The sequence below is a fragment of the Cryobacterium roopkundense genome, assembly GCF_014200405.1.
Taxonomy (GTDB): Bacteria; Actinomycetota; Actinomycetes; order Actinomycetales; family Microbacteriaceae; genus Cryobacterium; species Cryobacterium roopkundense.
This window is the reverse complement of record NZ_JACHBQ010000001.1, coordinates 2118141-2136382: the sequence shown is the minus strand read 5'-3', so window position 1 is coordinate 2136382 and position 18242 is coordinate 2118141. Positions and strand designations below refer to the sequence as shown.

The following is an 18242-nucleotide window of genomic DNA, read 5'->3' as shown; positions in this document are numbered from 1 at the left end:
GTCTAGACCGCGATCTCGTACGTGACCCAGTCGGTGCGCGTACCGACCTGGTCGTAGAGGATCTGTGCCGTGGCGTTGTCCGCCGCAGTGATCAAACGGATGCGGCTGAGGTTGTGGTCCTTGGCATAACGCTTAACGAAGTCCATGATGGCGCGACCCACTCCGGCACCGCGAGCGTCCGCTGCCACAAACAGGTCGTCGAGGTACAAACCGGTCGTGGCGCTCAGAGTCTGCGGCACGGGTCGGTAGTGCGCAAGACCCACAAAGGCGCCGTCGTCGTTCACGGCGACGGCGCCGGTGAGCGGGTGGTTCTTGTCAATGATCCAGCTCCACACCTGCAGAGCCTTCTCATCGGTGAGCTCATTCTCGTAGAACTCGCTGTAACCCTCGAACAGGCCCAGCCATGAAAAGAAATCCTTGTCGCCCAGCGGGCGTACCTGTACTGACATCCGGTGCTCCTAACTTTCCGACACGGTGGCGAACACGATGTCGGTCACAGCCAACTCGCTGCCCTCAACAAAAACTAGTTCATCGATCCGACCAACTGCTTTGAGATCAGCGGCGGCCAGCGCGAGCAGGCCGACCTCTGGTGCCGTTCCCCTAATTACAGCAGACTCGACCTCGGTTTTCTGGGAGGCCTTCGCATCCGTCTTCCCGCGCCGGATTCCGGTCAACGCTCGGCTGGCCAAATCCAGCAGCGCGATGTTGCCGTGGGGGGCGGCGGAGTCGTCGGAGACGAGCTCGGAAACCACCGGCCAGGACGCCTGGTGGATCGATTCCTCGTTAGACCACGACCATGCTTCTTCGGTGGCGAACGGAACGAACGGAGCGAAAAGGCGAAGCAGCGTCGAGAGCGCGGTGCGCAGGGCAGCGACGGCCGAAGCCTGGCGCGCATCGGGTTCGCCATACGAGCGTTCCTTGACGAGCTCGAGGTAGTCGTCGCAGAAAGTCCAGAAGAAGCTTTCGGTCACCTCGAGTGCGCGCGCGTGGTCGTAGTTCTCGAAGGCCTTCGTGGCCTGACCCACCACAAGGGCGAGCCCGGCGAGCATGCTCTGGTCGAGCGGCTCGGTCACTTCGGCATCTGCTGCGCCGTCGAAGGCGAGGATGAACTTGCTTGCGTTCAGGATCTTGATCGCGAGGCGACGGCCGATCTTGATCTGAGTCGGGTTTTGAGGGTCGAAGGCCGCGTCAGTACCGAGGCGAGAGGAAGCTGCCCAGTAGCGCACGGCATCGGAACCGTGTTTGACGAGCATGTCGGCCGGCGTAACCACGTTGCCCTTGGACTTCGACATCTTCTTGCGGTCGGGGTCCACGATGAAGCCGGAGAGGGCGGCGTGCTGCCAGGGGGACTTGCCGTGCTGCTGCTCCGCGCGCAGGAGCGTGGAAAAAAGCCAGGTGCGAATGATGTCCTGACCCTGCGGGCGCAGGGAATAGGGGAAGACGAGGTCGAACAGTTCAGGGTCGCGTTCCCATCCGCCGGCCAGCTGGGGGGTCAGGGACGATGTGGCCCAGGTATCCATCACGTCGACTTCGCCCACGAAGCCGTTGGCCTGACCGCGCTGATCCGGTGTGTAGCCGGGGGCAACGTCAGAGGTCGGGTCGACGGGCAGCAGGTCGCGAGTCGCGACGATGGGCGCGTCGAAGAGCGGGTTAGCGTCGGCGTCGAGGGGATACCAGACGGGAAGGGGCACGCCGAAGAACCGCTGTCTGGAGATGAGCCAGTCGCCGGTGAGGCCGTTGACCCAGTTCTCGTAACGCACCTTCATGAACTCGGGGTGCCACTGCAGGTCGGACCCGTGCTTGAGCAGGCGGGCGCGCAGGGCCTCGTCGCGGGCGCCGTTGCGAATGTACCACTGGCGGGTCGACACGATTTCGAGGGGCTTGTCGCCCTTCTCGAAGAACTTCACGGCGTGCACGATGGGCTTCGGCTCGCCAACGAGCTCGCCGCTCTCGCGCAGCAGGGTCACCATGGCGGCCTTGGCGCCGAACACAGTTTTGCCGGCGAGCTGCGCGTAGGCGGCGAGGCCGGTCTCTGACGTGATCACGTCGGGTGCGTCGGCGATGATGCGGCCGTCGAAGCCCATAATGGCGCGATTGGGAAGGTCGAGCTCTCTCCACCAGACCACGTCGGTCACGTCGCCGAAGGTGCAGATCATGGCGATTCCGCTGCCCTTGTCCTTCTGGGCGAGATGGTGCGCGAGGATGGGCACCTCCACGCCGAAGACGGGGGTGGTCACTGTCGTGCCGAAGAGATGCTTGTACCGCTCGTCGTCGGGGTGTGCCACGAGGGCGACGCAGGCAGGCAAGAGCTCGGGGCGCGTTGTCTCGATATCGATGACCTGGCCGTCGGGCTGGTGGAACGACACCCGGTGGTAGGCGGCCGGCTGTTCCTTGTCTTCGAGCTCGGCCTGGGCGACAGCGGTGCGGAAGGTGACGTCCCACAGGGTCGGGGCCATGGCCTGGTAGGCCTCGCCGCGCTCGACGTTGCCGAGGAAGGCGAGCTGCGAGGTGAAGAGGGCCTCGTGGCCGATGGTGCGGTAGGTCTGGGTCCAGTCCACGCTGAGGCCGAGGGTACGCCACAGTTCTTCGAACTGCTTCTCGTCTTCCTTGGTGAGCACCTCGCACAGTTCGATGAAGTTGCGGCGGCCGATGGGAACCTGGTCGGCGGCCTTCGTGCTCTTGCCGTCGCCGCCCTCGAACGGCGGAACGAAGTCAGCGATGTACGGAAGCGTGGGGTCGCAGCGCACGCCGTAGTAGTTCTGCACGCGGCGTTCGGTGGGGAGGCCGTTGTCGTCCCAGCCCATCGGGTAGAACACGTTCTTGCCGCGCATGCGCTGGAAGCGGGCGACCACATCGGTGTGGGTGTACGAGAAAACGTGGCCGATGTGAAGGGAGCCGGAGGCAGTCGGCGGGGGCGTGTCGATCGAGTAGATCGACTCCCGGCTCGCGGATTCGCGGGTGAAGCGGTAGGTGCCGGAGGCATCCCACTTGGCCTCCCATTTGGCTTCGAGCCCTTCGAGGGCGGGCTTTTCGGGGACGCGGTCAGCGTGGGTCATGACTCTCCGGTTCGGTATGTGCGGCACCGTGTCTTTGTTGAGGTGCCTGAGTGTGCCCCTTCAATCTACCGGATGCCGTGTTCGAGCCTCGGTCACAACGAAAGCACCCCGACACCTCTCGCCTGGGGGGAGGCTGTCAAGGTGCCGGGGCATCGTTCGGAGTGGGGGGACTCCGCGTGTAACGGTACGCGGCCTCGCCTGAGAAGCGGCTGGACGTATCGTTACACGATAGAAATATCGACAGAAAGCACGGAGCAAAATCGGAGGACACAACCGCGGTCAGGGTAACCGCGGCACAGACGCCAGGAGTTGCCTCGTGTACGGGTGCGTCGGCTGGGTGAAAACCCGACGGGAGTCTCCGATCTCGAGCAGACGACCGGACTGCATCACCGCCACCCGATCGCTCATGTGCTGCACAACGCCGAGATCGTGCGAAATGAACACGAGACTCAGACCGAGCTCGCGTTGCACCTCGTCGAGCAGGTCGAGAACCTGCGCCTGCACGCTCACATCCAGAGAAGAAACGGGTTCGTCACAAATGAGTATCTGCGGGCGGCTGGCGAGGGCCCTGGCGATTCCCACGCGCTGGCGTTGGCCGCCGGAGAGCTGGAGCGGACGCCGGTCGGCCACGCCCCGCGCGAGGCCCACGCTGTCGAGAAGTTCGAGAATTCGCGCGCTCGAGCCGGCCCGCCGCCATCCGCTCTCGCCCGTGGCCGCTCGCAGGATGTCGGCCACCGAGTGGCGGGGATCGAAGGAACTCAGGGCGTCCTGATAGACCGCACCAACGGATGCCCGCAGCGGCCGTCGCGCACTCTCGCTGAGTGTGCTCCATGCCTGCCCCAGCATGCGCACATCCCCGCGGTCGGGCCGCGCGAGGCCCAACAGGAGCCGCGCGGTCGTGGTCTTGCCTGAGCCGGACTCTCCCACGATTCCGAGAGTCGTGCCCCGTTCCAGCTCGAACGACACGTCGTCGACCGCCCGTGTGCGGGTGCCGTCCGGCCGGGTGAACTCCTTGGCCAGCCCGCGCGCGGCGAGCACGATCTCACGGTCGGCGGGGGTGAAAGTGGGGCGTTCTGCGGAAGCGGGGGTTGCCGGCGGCCGGCTCCCGGGGGCCAGCCGCGTACCACGCGGCTTGTCGGCCGGCACGGCGGCAATCATTCTCCGGGTTCGTTCATTGCGAGGAGACCGCAGAACCAGCCCTGTCGGCCCGGTCTCGATGAGGGTTCCCTCGCTCATCACGGCCACGCGGTCAGCAATGCGACTGACCACGGCGAGGTCGTGGCTAATCAGGAGTACGGCGGTTCCCCGCCGCTTGATGTCGTCCAACAGCGTGAGGATCTGGGCCTGCACTGTCACGTCGAGCGCGGTAGTCGGTTCGTCGGCCACGAGCAGCGGTGGGTCGAGGGCGATGGCCGCGGCGATGAGGGCGCGCTGGCGTTCTCCTCCGGAGAGCTCGCCCGAGCGCTGCCGCACGCGCAGGTGCGGATCCGGCAGGCCAACGGCGTCAAGTAGCTCGAGTACCCGGCGCCCTCGGGCCGCCGCGCTCATCGTCGTGTGCAGGCGCAGGGAGTCGCCGATTTCCCGGCCGATGGGGCGCAGCGGATCCAGGGAGACAAGCGCGTCCTGCAGCACGAGTCCCACGTCGTGCCCGCGGCGCCTGCGCCAGGCGGCCTCCGAGAGGTTGAGGACCGAGCGTCCGCCCAGAGACAGCTCGTCGGCGCTGACGCGTGCGCTCGCGCCGGCGAGTCCCAGCAGGCTGCGTGCCGTCACCGATTTACCGGAGCCGGATTCGCCCACGATGGCGAGGCATTCGCCGGCAGCGATCTCGAAGGTAGCCGATCGCACCACCGGGGTCGATCCGAAGGTGACGCTCAGGTTGCGCACCGATAACGGTAGCGCGGTCTGGGTCATCATGCGTGGCGCATCCGTCGTTCGATGCTTCGGCCCAACACAGTGGCCGTCACTGCGGTGAGCACGATGAAGAGGCCGGGAAAGAAGCTCATCCACCAGGCAGAGGTGATGTAGGTGCGCCCCGCCGAGAGCATGGCGCCCCACTCTGCCGCCGGGGGCTCGGCACCGAGGCCGAGATAGCTGAGCGTCGCGGCCCAGACGATCGCCTGCCCGATGCCCAGGGTGCCGAGCACGAGAAGGGGAGTGAGGATATTGGGAAGGATGTGTCTGGCCAGGATGCGGCCGGGGCCGAGACCCTGCACGATGGCTGCCTCGACGAAAGCCGACGAGCGCACGGTGATGATCTGGGATCGGATGATGCGGGCATACCCGGGGGCTGTTGACAGGCCCACGGCGATGGTGGCCGTGGCGATCCCCGGGCCGAACACCAGAATGAAGACGAGGGCCAGCAGGAGTCCGGGAAAGGCGAAGAGCACCTCGAGGAAACGATTGACCGTGAAGTCCACTAGGCGGCCGGAGAGTCCCGCGATCGTGCCGAGTACAACGCCCAGCCCCAGCCCGATCGCGGTGGCGGCCAGCCCGATCGTGAGGGAGTCGCGCGTGCCGTGCACCACCCGTGTGTACAGGTCTCTGCCCGACTCGTCGGTGCCGAAGATATGCGGCCATGACGGCGGCTGGAAGGCGCCCAGGGGGTCGATGGCGAGCGGGTTGCCAGGTGCGACGAGTTGAGGCACCACGGCCGCGACCACGACGAACAGGGCGAGCACGCCCGTGGCTGCCTCTGTCGCGCCGAGTCTGCGGTGGCCGGACCGCGGTATCCTGACACGAATTTCGAGTTCGCTCATGATCGTCGCTCTCTCGGGTCGATGATTCGGGAGGCAGCGTCGGTCGCCACGGTCATCAGGATGTAGCCGACGGCCACGATCATCACCACACCGACCACGACAGGTACGTCTCGAACCGTGACGGCGTTGAGCAGGGTGCGGCCGAGCCCCGCTCGGGCAAAGATGGTTTCCACCACCACGGCCCCGCTGATCAGCGACCCGAACGCCCAGCCGGACAGGCTGATCGCGGGTAGGGCGGCATGACGAAGTGCATGGATCCACCGCACGCCGCGTTCGCTCTCTCCACGGGCTCTGGCAGAAAGCACGAAGGGCGATTCGAGGGCCGTGAGCAGGGATTCGCGCATGAGCTGGCCGAGGAAGCCCGCGAGGGGAATGGCGAGGGTCACCACGGGCAGCACAAGGCCGGCGGGGCCCGCGGTACTGATGGGGGGCAGCACGCCCCACCAGATGCTGAAGACCACGATGAGGGAGGTCGCGAGCCAGAAATGTGGGAGCGCTGCGGCCACGATTTCGAGCCCGGACCCTACTCGCGCCGCCAACCGGCCGCCGCGAGTGGACCAGAGTGCGAGGCTCAGAGCGAGCAGCCAAGCGAGCGCGAGGGAAAGTGCCGCCAGCACCAGCGTTCCGCCGAGCTGGGCCAGCACGAGCGGCGCGACATCCATGTTGAGGGCGTACGACCTGCCGAGATCGCCCGTGGCCAGCCGACCCAGCTGCGCGAGGTACTGCGCGACGAGCGGTTGGTCGAGTCCGTACTCCGCCCGCACGGCCGCGAGAGCTTCGGGCGACGCCTGTGATCCCGGTCCGCCGAGGATGGCCTGCGCCGGGTCGCCCGGAATCAGCCGGACAGCGAAGAACGTCAGTGTCGCAACCGCCCACAGCACGCCGACGGCACCGAGGACACTGCCCAGCAGCCGTCGCCACCGAAGACGTCTCCACTCGAGACGTCGCCACGGTGCGTGTCGTGCGGCGCCGCGCCCGGCCGTATCGATCGGGCCCGTCAGCCCCGTCGCTATCGGTTCAGCCACGCGTCATAAAACGTGGGTGTCGACACCGTCGGAAGCGCGCGAGCCCCCTCGACGGCGGTGCTGAGCAGAAAATGATTCTGCTGATCGTACAGCGGCAAAATGTAATAGCCGCTGAGGATGCGCTCCTGGGCGTCGGTGTAGAGGGACGCGCGCCGGTCGGCGTCAGACACCTGGGCAGCCTCGGTGAGCAGGGCATCGATCGCGGGGTCGTCGACCTGCGCGAGATTGGCGAAATACCCGCTCGGCGCCGGTGTGATCCCGTCCGAGTGATACAGGATCCGCAGCACGTCCGGGCCCACCTTGGAGTAGGGGGCGCTGACGGCGTCGTACTCGTTGGCGGCGAGGGCGCCGTACCAGCTCGACAGGTCCATCGGGGCGAGGTTCACCTCAAAGCCGGTTTCCTTCGCGGTCGCCTGAAGCTGCTCGAACAGGGATTGCTCGGCGGGGATGGACTGGTTCGTGCTCACGGGAAACTCGACGGACAATCGAACGCCTGCCTTCACGCGGTAGCCCTCCGAGTCACGGGACGTCCAGCCGGCGGCATCGAGCAGCTGGTCGGCGGCGGCCGGGCTGTATTCGAAGAGGTCGGGGCGTTGCAGCGCACGGGCCTCCACGCTCGACAGGGCGGAGTTGGAGCGATCGGTCGTTCCCATGAATAGGCTCGACACCGCATCGTCCACGTTTGCGGAGCGGATGAAGGCCTCCCGAACGAGGGGATCGTTGAAGGGCGCCTTGCCCGAGTTGAGCTCGATGCGGTTTGAGGCGCCGGGGCGCGGGGCGTCGATGTGCTGGATGGTCTTGGTCAGTTCGGCCTGCGTGATCGTGTCCGGCTGGGCGTTGTCGATCACGTCGACCTCGCCGGCCTGGAGGGCCGCGTAGCGGGAGGCCGAGTCGGGTATGAAGCGCCACACGATAGCGTCGAGGTAGGCGACCCCCTCGTGGCTCGCGTCCTGGGGCGGCGACGAGTAGTCATCGTTGCGAACGAGGGTGATCGCGCTCTGCTTCACCCAGCTTTCCACGATGAAGGGTCCGGTTCCCACGGGCGCGGCGCAGTTCTCGTCCTGGTTGCGCTGCAGGGCGGTGGGGGATTCCATGGCGAGCCACGGTTGAGACAGGGACTCGAGCAGGGCGCTGTCGGGTTCGCTCAGCACGAAGCGAACGACGCTGGGCGACACGGCCTCGGTTCCGGTGACCTTGCCGAGGGCAAGATACCCGGTTGACGACCCTGTCGCCGGGTCCTGCAGGTGCGCCACGTTCGCCTGCACCGCCGCGGCGGTGAAGGGCGTGCCGTCGGTGAAGGACACTCCGTCCCGGAGCGTGAAGTCCCAGGCCAGACCGTCATCACTCACTGTCCAGGAGTCCGCCAGCCACGGGATGACCGTGCCCGTGGTGGTGCGGGACACGAGCGCTTCGAGGTACTGCCCGCTGATGAGCCCCTGCGGGTAATTGCCTCCCACGTGCGGGTCGAGGCATGTGGGCTCCGCATCGCCGGAGGCATAGGTCAGGGTGCCGCCGCTCACCGGATCGCCGGCCGGCTTCTGCCCGGACGTTGACGAACACGAAGTGGCGAGGAGTCCGACGGCGAGCAGCGGCGCCACGACGCGGAGGCTTCGGAGAAGGGGGCTCCGACGAAAGGTGCTCCGAGTGGGCATAGTGTCTCTCTCACGACTTGTTCGGCCGGGACAAGCTGTTTCTCTATCGGCTACAGACGCAAATAGGACCGACGTCTATGATATGCGAACGGCTCCCCGGCAGGCCCGAGGTGGACGACGCAGGACAGGTCCCGTAGAATCACTGCAGAACGACAATGATCCGGCCATCACCGGTGAGTCTTCGGCAGAACAGTCGTCATCTTCGGGAGACGACCCACTAGAGCCGAACGGGTCGGGCCCGTCACAGCCTTTGAACAAGCGGTCATTCACGGGAATCTTCATCACCCCGGCCCGTGAATGGCAAGCGAGGTGGTACCGCGGCGATTCCCTCCCGAATCGTTCGTCCTCGTGGCACAGGGTTGCACCCCAACCCGTCCCCACCAGGAGAAGCATCGTGTATCCCAAGTCCCAGCATCCGTCGGCAGCGCAGGACCCGCAGAGTTCGCGGGTGCCCGGTGCCGATATCGTTCCTTCTCCGAGCTTCCCGGCGCTTGAGTCTGAGGTGCTCGCCTTCTGGAAGGAAGACGGCACCTTCCAGGCGTCCATCGACAACCGAGCGGATGCCCCGGAGTGGGTCTTCTACGACGGGCCACCTTTCGCAAACGGTCTGCCGCATTACGGCCACCTGCTCACGGGCTACGCGAAAGACCTCTTTCCCAGGTTTCAGACGATGCGGGGCAAGCAGGTACACCGGCGCTTCGGTTGGGACACCCACGGCCTCCCCGCCGAGCTCGAAGCCGAACGCAAACTCGGCATCACCGACAAGAGCGAGATCGAGAAGATGGGCCTGGCGGCGTTCAACGCGGTCGCTCGCGACTCCGTGCTGGAATACACCAAGGACTGGGAAGAGTACGTTACTCGGCAGGCGCGCTGGGTGGACTTCGAGAACGACTACAAGACCCTTGACATCACCTTCATGGAATCGGTGATCTGGGCCTTCAAGGAGCTGCACACCAAAGGCCTCGCCTACGAGGGGTACCGCGTGCTTCCTTACTGCTGGCGCGACCAGACACCCCTGTCGAACCATGAGCTGCGCATGGACGACGACGTCTATAAGATGCGCCAGGACCAGACGGTCACGGTCACCTTTCCGCTCGTGGGGGCCAAGGCGGAGAGCCTCGGCCTCACCGCGGTTCGCGCCCTCGCATGGACGACGACGCCCTGGACCCTGCCGACTAACCTCGCGCTCGCCGTGGGCCCCGATATCGAGTACGCCGTCGTGCCCGCAGGACCCAACGGCACGCCAGACGCCGAGGTGCTGCGCGAGGGCGCGGGGCTCGGAGATGTCCAGGTCTTGGGCGCGGAATACCTCATCGCGATTGACCTCGTCGGCAACTACGCCAAGGACCTCGGCTACGAGGCGGCGGCGGACGCCGTAGCCGCCGTCTCCCGCACCGTCAGCGGTCGCGAGCTCGAGGGAGTCTCCTACGACCGTTTGTTCGACTACTACGCCGACGAGAGTGTCTGGGGCACCCAGAACGCCTGGAAATTCGTGGTCGCCGACTACGTCACCACCTCCGATGGCACGGGACTCGTGCACCAGGCTCCGGCTTACGGCGAGGAGGACCAGACGGTCTGCCAGGCCTACGGCATCCCCGTGATCCTGTCGCTCGACGACGGCGGCAAGTTTCTCGCCGAGGTCACCGAGGTGGCCGGCCAGCTGTGGTCCGACGCGAACAAGCCGCTGACGGCCATGATCAAGGCACAGGGACGCCTGCTTCGCCAGGCCAGCTACGAGCACTCGTACCCGCACTGCTGGCGCTGCCGCAACCCCCTCATCTACAAGGCCGTCTCAAGCTGGTTCGTTCGCGTCACCGATTTCCGCGACCGCATGGTCGACCTCAACCAGGAGGTGAACTGGGTTCCCGACAACGTCAAGGACGGCCAGTTCGGCAAGTGGATCGGCAATGCCCGGGACTGGTCGATTAGCCGTAACCGGTACTGGGGCTCGCCCATTCCGGTGTGGAAGAGCGATAACCCCGACTACCCGCGCATCGACGTGTACGGGTCCCTCGACGAGCTCGAGGCCGATTTCGGGGTGCGTCCCACCGACCTGCACCGCCCGTACATCGATGCGTTGACGCGTCCCAATCCGGACGACCCGACGGGCCAGTCCACGATGCGACGCATCGAAGACGTGCTCGACGTCTGGTTTGACTCCGGCTCGATGCCCTTCGCCCAGGTGCACTACCCGTTCGAAAACCGCGAGTGGTTCGACAGCCACAACCCGGCCGACTTCATCGTGGAGTACATCGGCCAGACCCGCGGGTGGTTCTACCTGCTGCACGTCCTGTCGACGGCGCTGTTTGATCGCCCGGCGTTCAAGAATGTGGTCAGCCACGGCATCGTCCTCGGCAATGACGGCCAGAAGATGAGCAAGTCACTGCGCAACTACCCCGACGTCAACGAGGTCTTCGACCGCGACGGTTCCGATGCCATGCGTTGGTTCCTGATGAGCTCGTCTGTGCTGCGCGGCGGCAACCTCATCGTCACAGAGGAAGGAATCCGCGAAGCGGCCCGACAGGTCATGCTGCCGCTCTGGAGCACCTGGTACTTCTTCTCGCTCTACGCCAACGCCTCCGGTGCAGAGGGAGCCGACGGTTCCGTGGGGTACGACGCGAAGTGGCGCACGGACTCAACCGACGTGCTCGACAGGTACCTGCTTGCCAAGACGCGGGACCTGATCGTGGACGTCGCCGCCGACCTCGAGGCCTTCGACAGCACTGTGGCCACCTCCCGCGTGCGGGACTTCACCGACGTGCTCACCAACTGGTACGTGCGACGATCGCGCGACAGGTTCTGGGGCGGGGTCTCGAACGGAGAGGCGTTCGACACCCTGTACACAGTGCTCGAGACCGTGTGCCGGGTCACGGCCCCGCTGCTGCCGCTCGTCACAGAGCGCATCTGGCAGGGTCTGACCGGCGGCCGCAGCGTGCACCTCACCGACTGGCCCGACGCCGAGCTCTTCCCGGCAGACGATAATTTGGTCGAGGCCATGGACCAGGTGCGGCTGATCAGTTCCACCGTTCTGTCGTTGCGCAAACAGGCTTCCCTGCGCGTGCGCCTGCCGCTGGCCACTTTGACCGTTGTCACCGCTCACGCCGGGCCGTTGTCCGAGTTCGAGGGCATTCTGCGCAGCGAACTCAATGTGAAGACCGTGGACCTGGTCGAACTCGCCGATGACAGCGCCGCGAACTACGGCGTGACCAGCCGCCTCGTCGTGAACGCACGTGCGGCCGGCCCCCGACTCGGCAAGCGCGTGCAGCAGGTCATCCAGGCCGCGCGGGCCGGCGACTGGAACGAAACCGACGGCGTCGTCACCGCCGGCGGTATCGAACTGGCCGAGGGCGAGTACGAGCTGTCGCTGCAGGCCGGAGCGGCCGGCGACACGGGCACCGCTCTGGCGCTTCTTCCCGGTGGTGGCTTCGTGCTCCTCGACACTGCCACCACGGCCGAGCTCGAGGCAGAAGGGTTCGCCAGGGACATGATCCGCGCCGTGCAGGACACCCGAAAGTCCGCCGGATTCGACGTGAGCGACCGCATCCGCCTCAACCTGGTCTTCCTCGACGAAGACGACGCGGCGGTCTTTGACCTCGCGCCGAACGTGAACGTGGCCGGGGACACCCTCGCGATCGCTTTGACGACCCACCGTCCCTCGCAGGGCGAGGTGCCGACGGCCATCCCGTCGGAATGGCTGGAATCCTTCGTCGGCGCCCCGGTGGAGCACTACGTGCGGTTCGAAGCGGCCCACTATGTCAACCGCGGACCGGTCCTGGTGGCCGTTGCCCGCGTGAACGGAGTCGACAATGTCTGATCCGAACGCGAACTCCACCGAACCGGGCGACTTCGACGCCACCTCCCTCGGCGACCTCGGCGAACCCGAGGAACAGAGCGAGCTCAACGAACCCTCCGAGCCCGACGACGTGTCGCGCGAAGCCGGTGACGCCGTTTTCGCGGCGCTCCTGCAGCGTGTGGGCGAGGCAGCTCCGCGGCCGCGTCTGGAGCCCACCCGACGGGTGATGGACCTGCTGGGCGATCCGCAGACCTCGTACCCGATCATTCACGTGGCTGGTACGAATGGAAAGACCAGCACGAGTCGCATTGCCGAAAGTATCCTGCGTGCCTACGGTCTGCGCACGGGACTGCTGACGAGCCCTCACCTCGTCCGGCTGAACGAGCGGATTGTGATAGACGGCCAGCCCATCGGAGACGAGACCTTAGCCGCCAACTGGCAGGATATTCAGCCGTACCTGGCCATGGTGGACTCTGAACTCCTTGCCGCCGGTGACGTCGCGTTGACCTTCTTCGAAGCCCTGACCGTGTTGGCCTTCGCCTGCTTCGCCGACGCTCCGGTCGACGTTGCGGTTATCGAAGTGGGTATGGGCGGCGAGTGGGATTCCACTAACGTCGCCGATGGCCAGGTAGCCGTCTTCACTCCGATTGCCCTCGACCACATGAATCGCCTGGGCGACACCATTGCCGAGATCGCCCGTACGAAGTCCGGAGTGATTAAGCCGGCTGCCGCCGTCGTGTCGGCGGCGCAGCTCACCGCGGCACGCTCGGAGATCGAGCGCGCCGCCGGACTGTCCGAGTCGACGCTGGCTGTGGAAGGAGAGGCGTTCGAACTCCTGGAGAGCAAGGTCGCCGTCGGCGGCCAGCTCATCTCGGTGCGGGGGATCGCCGGAACGTATTCCGAAATTTTCCTGCCGCTGTACGGCACGCACCAGGCACAGAACGCCACACTGGCGATCGCCGCCGTCGAATCGTTCCTGGGCGGCGGATCGCAAGCGCTCGTCGGGGACCTGCTCGCCGAAGGCCTCGGCACGGCCACCTCGCCCGGACGCCTCCAGCTGGTGGGTACCGACCCCACCGTGCTCGTCGATGCGGCCCACAACCCGCACGGCGCGGCGGCCCTGGCCGCCGCGCTGCAGGAATACTTCGACTTTGACGAGATTGTCGCGGTCGTGGGAATCCTGGCCGACAAGGACGCGCGGGGAATCGTCGAAGCGCTCGCGCCGCGCGTGGCCCGCTTCCATGTGACCCAATCGAACTCGGAACGGTCGGTTTCGGTTGATACTCTGGCCGACATGGTCGCGGAGTGCACGAGTGAAGAGACCACCTTCCGTTTTGACGACCCCGCGCAAGCGCTCGACGATGCCCGGGAATGGGCCGCCGAAAAGCCCAAGCGGGCGGTGATCGTGACAGGCTCGATCACTCTCGTCGGTGAGGTCCTGACGCTGGCCGAAGCTGGCGAATGGATGACGAAGTGACCGATTCCGATTCCGTGCAGCCCGAGGACTCTGCTCCCCGGGCCCGCCGGGGCGGCCCTCGTTCGGTGAAGCGCTCGCTGGCGTCGATCGTGCTCGGATTCGAGACCATTGTCGTGTTCCTCGCGGCCCTCGTGACCTACGGCCTGAGCTCGATACCGCCGTTCGTAGCTCTCGGTGGGGGAGCACTGCTGGTTCTCGCCCTCGTCGCGCTGATCGGTCTGCTGCGCTACAGCTGGTCGTACCCGGTCGGCTGGGCACTGCAGGCAATCGTCATCGCCACCGGCTTCATCACACCCGCCATGTTTTTTGTCGGCGCGCTCTTTGCCGCCATGTGGGCCTACTGCATGATCAACGGCACCCGGATAGACAACCAGAAGGAACCCTCATGAACCCGATCGAAGAAACTCTCGTCCTGATCAAGCCCGACGGCGTCGCGCGCAACCTGACGGGGGAAATCCTGCGACGCATCGAGGCGAAGGGATATTCCCTCGTCGATGTGAAGCTCGTACAGGCAGACCGCAGCCTGCTCGCGGCGCACTACGCCGAGCACGAGGGCAAGCCCTTCTACCAGCCGCTCGTCGAATTCATGGAGAGCGGTCCGATCGTGGCGCTGCGCATCACGGGAAACCGTGCCATCGAGGGTTTCCGTGCCCTGGCTGGCACGACCGATCCCACAACGGCCGCCCCGGGGACAATCCGCGGCGATCTCGGTCGCGACTGGGGACTCAAGGTGCAGCAGAACCTCGTGCACGGTTCGGACTCGCCGGAGTCGGCCGCCCGCGAACTCGCTCTGTGGTTCAACTAAGCCACGGCCCGACCGGAGTAGAGCAGCCAGAGAGCATGCGCGTGCTGGCCTAAAGTCTGGCCAGCACGTTCATGTTCACCTGGGCGAGGATTGCAAACGCGATGTAGCACGCGATGGTGATCACGAACAACCAGGAATAGGCGTGTTCCGCAACCCGCCGAACGGATGCCGCAGCGGGTATATGTCCGGTCTTCAGGTTATAGAACGTGACGGCGAGAAAACTCGGAATCGTCACGGACCACGTCACCATGCACCATGGGCACAGCACGTCCAGCACGAAGATGCTCTGCCCGATCAGCCAGATCACAAAAATGAGTGCCCCGGTTACTCCGACGTTGAAACCGATCCAGAACCAGCGCGCGAATCGCGCTCCGGCCAGGATGGCGGCGCCGATGGTGATGACAACGCTCCAGGCAGCAAGTCCGATCAGCGGGTTCGGAAAGCCGAAGAGCGAGCCCTGCCAGGACGAGAGATTCGTGCTGCAGCCGATTAAGACGCTGAAATTGCAGGAGAGCTGCGCGTTGGAATCCTCCAACAAGTGCACTTTGTCAAGAGTCAGCGCGAAAGCGGCAGCGAAGCCAACGGCTCCGGCGATGATGAGGAAGATGGCTAGCCCCGTGGGGCGCTGATGTCGCTCTGGCAGTGGCACACTCGGATTATGTCACGGGCCCCGCGCGCTTCCCTGGTGAATACATGCGATAATCGGACTTAGTCGTTGAGCCGCGCTCAAGCAGACGCCAGATTAGTCTTGCTGGGCAGTACCTGCCCAGATGCACACACTTCGCGCAGTTCCAGAGTGATTGGTCGCACGACCAAGGTAGTAGCAACCAGAGCCAAGAGCCGGTTGCGCACGCAGTCAAAAAAATTCGCGGCAGGTTCGCTCAGGCGAGAATGTCGCACGAGAGAGTAGCCGGATGGGTGGCGCGGTCGCCTACACCGGTCAAGGAGCACACCAGCAATGGTGGAAGAAAACGAAAACAAGAAACGCCGGGGTCTCTTTGGCTCGCGCCGCGCCACGCGGAAAACGCCGACAATACGCACGGCGCCTTCCGAACCTGCAGCGAGCGAACCGGAGCTGTCCCCCCATACACGTCAGAACGTGGACGCGCTCAGCACGTCCACCGACCCCGCTACCGAGCAGGCACCGGCAACGATGCCGGAACTTGCGCTGGCGCAGAATCAGGACACCACAGTGACCGACATCGTCTCTCCCGACCCGTCGACAGGGCAGCCCGATCCATCGCAGCCCGATCCCTCGCAGGTCGAACCGCCCACACAACAGGCCGTCGCGGCGCCGCCCGTGCGCCGCCCGTCGACATCGCTCCTGTTCCAGGCTCCCGACATTCAGCCGCTTCCCGCACGCGTGGGCACCCGTCAGGACGACCGCAACGACAATCGCGGCACCACCAGCCACGACGATGATGATTACGAGGAGACGACGACAGTCCGTCGGCGTGCTCGTCGCCGCACGGGTGACGAAGGACGCTCTGGGACCGACGACCCCGCAAACACTGTGGTCAAGGTGCGCGCCCCGCGCGAGCCCGAGCTCATCACAGAGCCGCAGCGCATCAAGGGCTCCACGCGCCTTGAGGCCAAGAAGCAGCGACGCCGCGACGGCCGCGACGCCGGCCGCCGTCGCCCTGTCATCACGGAGGCCGAGTTTCTCGCCCGTCGTGAATCCGTTGATCGGCTCATGGTCGTGCGCGCAAAACACAACAAGATCCAGATCGGCGTGCTGGAAGACGGCGTGCTGGTGGAACACTATGTTGCCAAGAATCAGGATGCGTCCCTGATCGGAAACGTGTACCTCGGTCGCGTGCAAAACGTGCTGCCGAGCATGGAGGCTGCGTTTGTCGACATCGGACGCGGTCGAAATGCCGTGCTGTACTCCGGCGAGGTCGATTGGGATGCGGCCGCCGAGAACTCGGGAACAGCCAATCAGCCCCGGCGCATCGAGCTCGCGCTCAAGCCCGGCGACAAGGTCCTCGTGCAGGTCACCAAGGACCCGATCGGTCACAAGGGTGCTCGGCTGACCAGCCAGGTCTCGTTGCCGGGCCGGTACCTCGTCTACGTGCCCAACGGATCGATGAACGGCATCAGCCGCAAGCTGCCCGACACCGAACGCGCGCGTCTCAAGAAGATCCTCAAGGAGGTGCTGCCTGAGAACGTGGGCGTCATCGTGCGTACCGCCGCCGAGGGGGCCACTGACGAGCAGCTCACCGTGGACGTCAACCGCCTCACCGCACAGTGGGCGGCCATCTCCGCGCTCGTGGAGACCGCCGCGGCCCCCGCAGAACTTCACAGCGAGCCCGACCTGCTGATCAAGATCGTGCGCGACGTGTTCAACGAGGACTTCGCCCGCATGGTGGTGTCCGGTGACGACTCACGCCGCACCATTGAGACCTACCTCGGTCAGGTGGCTCCCGACCTCGTGGAACGGGTCGAGAACCACGCCGGTGAGACCGACGCCTTCGACGAGTTCCGCATCTCGGAGCAGATCGAGAAGGCCCTGGACCGCAAGGTGTGGCTGCCGTCCGGTGGCTCCCTCGTGATCGACCGCACCGAGGCCATGACTGTTGTCGACGTCAACACCGGAAAATTCGTTGGCTCCGGCGGCAACCTCGAGGAGACAGTCACCAAGAACAACCTCGAGGCCGCCGAAGAAATCGTGCGCCAGCTCAGATTGCGTGATATCGGCGGGATCATCGTCGTGGACTTCATCGACATGGTGTTGGAGTCCAACCGAGACCTCGTATCACGGCGTCTGATCGAATGTCTCAGTCGCGACCGGACGAAGCACCAGGTGGCAGAGGTCACATCGCTGGGCCTCGTGCAGATGACCCGCAAGAAGCTCGGGCTCGGCCTCATCGAGTCCTTCAGCGAAAACTGCGAAGCCTGCGCCGGGCGGGGCATCATCATTCACCACGACCCTGTCACCAAGCACCGCCAGACGGCGCAGCCTCCCCAGGAACGCCGTCCCCGCAGCAAGTCGAACGGCAGCGGAAACGGCGGCGGAAACGGCGGTCAGAACGGTCACGGCAGTGCCCATCACGCGTCGAGCGGAAACGCCGGAAACGCCGGCAACACCGGCGGGTCCCGCGATGGCGGAGGCTCAGTCGATTCCGTCAAGGCCGGCAATGGCACGCACGGAATCACCGAAGACGCCAAGAACGCCCTCGCGCTGATAGCGGCCCGCACGATCACCCGCACGGGCTCGATTCCCGTGATCACGGAGGCCATGAAGGCCGCGGCACCGGCCGCCGTCGATGAGCAACCTGTCATCACCCCTGAGTCCATCGTGATTCCTGAGCCCGTACAGACTCCTGAGCCTGTACTGACTCCTGAGCCTGGGGCGGCGCTCGAGCCTGCGACACACTCCGTCGGTGACGGTTTGGATTCGGAATCCGTGGCGATCCTCGACATCCCGATCCGGAAGTCCTCGAGGAACAACCGTCGGGCGAGCAAGCAGGTCACCGACCAGCTGCTGGACTCGGTCTTGGAATCGCTCCCAGAGCCCAAGCAGCCCGGGCAGGGACGCTCGCGTAGTCGGCGGGTCACCACGGCAGGCGGGTCGACGGTGCAACCGGTGGTCCTGCCAGCACGCGACACCAAGAACTAGCCCCACCAGCGACACGCGTGCACGGCTCCGGTCTGCCCCGGAACCGTGTGCGCGGTGCC

The 18242-nt window shown here is 65.5% G+C and carries 12 protein-coding genes; 5 read left to right on the top strand and 7 right to left on the bottom strand.

What is annotated here, in order from left to right; all coding sequences use genetic code 11:
- Window positions 1-2: 2 nt before the first annotated feature.
- The 6 genes from BJ997_RS10010 to BJ997_RS09985 all read right to left on the bottom strand — a co-directional run bounded on the left by BJ997_RS10010 (window position 3) and on the right by BJ997_RS09985 (window position 8489).
- Entirely contained in the window at window positions 3-449 is a 447-nt protein-coding gene (locus BJ997_RS10010) for a GNAT family N-acetyltransferase (RefSeq protein WP_035836246.1), read from the bottom strand.
- Window positions 450-458: 9 nt separating this feature from the next.
- Window positions 459-3056 carry a valine--tRNA ligase gene (gene valS / locus BJ997_RS10005; protein ID WP_035836247.1) on the bottom strand — a complete coding sequence of 866 codons (2598 nt, stop codon included), beginning with the start codon at window positions 3054-3056 and terminating at the stop codon, window positions 459-461.
- A gap of 279 nt (window positions 3057-3335) precedes the next feature.
- Window positions 3336-4970, bottom strand: a complete 1635-nt coding sequence (locus BJ997_RS10000) for an ABC transporter ATP-binding protein (RefSeq protein WP_338080924.1) — start codon at window positions 4968-4970, stop codon at window positions 3336-3338.
- Window positions 4967-5812 carry an ABC transporter permease gene (locus tag BJ997_RS09995; RefSeq protein WP_035836696.1) on the bottom strand — a complete coding sequence of 282 codons (846 nt, stop codon included), beginning with the start codon at window positions 5810-5812 and terminating at the stop codon, window positions 4967-4969. The genes BJ997_RS10000 and BJ997_RS09995 overlap by 4 nt, the downstream gene beginning before the upstream one ends.
- Window positions 5809-6723, bottom strand: coding sequence for an ABC transporter permease (locus tag BJ997_RS09990; RefSeq protein ID WP_035836717.1), 915 nt, complete (start codon window positions 6721-6723; stop codon window positions 5809-5811). The genes BJ997_RS09995 and BJ997_RS09990 overlap by 4 nt, the downstream gene beginning before the upstream one ends.
- Window positions 6724-6821: 98 nt before the next feature.
- The gene (locus BJ997_RS09985; protein ID WP_035836697.1) at window positions 6822-8489 is read right to left on the bottom strand and encodes an ABC transporter substrate-binding protein; all 1668 of its coding nucleotides are present in this window, start codon (window positions 8487-8489) and stop codon (window positions 6822-6824) included.
- A 448-nt stretch (window positions 8490-8937) separates the two neighbouring features.
- On the opposite strand from BJ997_RS09985, the gene ileS reads away from it, so the two are divergent.
- From ileS to ndk, 4 genes are read left to right on the top strand one after another with little or no spacing between them, the layout of a single operon-like run.
- Entirely contained in the window at window positions 8938-12303 is a 3366-nt protein-coding gene (gene ileS / locus BJ997_RS09980; RefSeq protein WP_236628959.1) for an isoleucine--tRNA ligase, read from the top strand.
- Window positions 12296-13759, top strand: coding sequence for a bifunctional folylpolyglutamate synthase/dihydrofolate synthase (locus tag BJ997_RS09975; RefSeq protein WP_084141218.1), 1464 nt, complete (start codon window positions 12296-12298; stop codon window positions 13757-13759). The genes ileS and BJ997_RS09975 overlap by 8 nt, the downstream gene beginning before the upstream one ends.
- Window positions 13756-14148 (top strand): DUF4233 domain-containing protein, encoded by a 393-nt coding sequence (locus BJ997_RS09970; protein ID WP_236628957.1) that lies wholly within the window; start codon window positions 13756-13758, stop codon window positions 14146-14148. The genes BJ997_RS09975 and BJ997_RS09970 overlap by 4 nt, the downstream gene beginning before the upstream one ends.
- On the top strand, window positions 14145-14564 hold the full coding sequence (gene ndk, locus BJ997_RS09965; RefSeq protein WP_035836699.1) for a nucleoside-diphosphate kinase: 420 nt from the start codon (window positions 14145-14147) through the stop codon (window positions 14562-14564). Before BJ997_RS09970 ends, ndk begins: the two co-directional genes overlap by 4 nt.
- A gap of 49 nt (window positions 14565-14613) precedes the next feature.
- Here the strand turns inward: ndk and BJ997_RS09960 are convergent, their stop codons facing one another.
- Complete coding sequence (locus tag BJ997_RS09960; protein WP_035836700.1) at window positions 14614-15213, bottom strand: vitamin K epoxide reductase family protein; 600 nt, start codon at window positions 15211-15213, stop codon at window positions 14614-14616.
- 309 nt (window positions 15214-15522) lie between these two features.
- Here BJ997_RS09960 and BJ997_RS09955 point away from each other — a divergent pair, with 309 nt between their 5' ends.
- On the top strand, window positions 15523-18183 hold the full coding sequence (locus BJ997_RS09955) for an Rne/Rng family ribonuclease (RefSeq protein ID WP_052542253.1): 2661 nt from the start codon (window positions 15523-15525) through the stop codon (window positions 18181-18183).
- Window positions 18184-18242 lie beyond the last annotated feature (59 nt).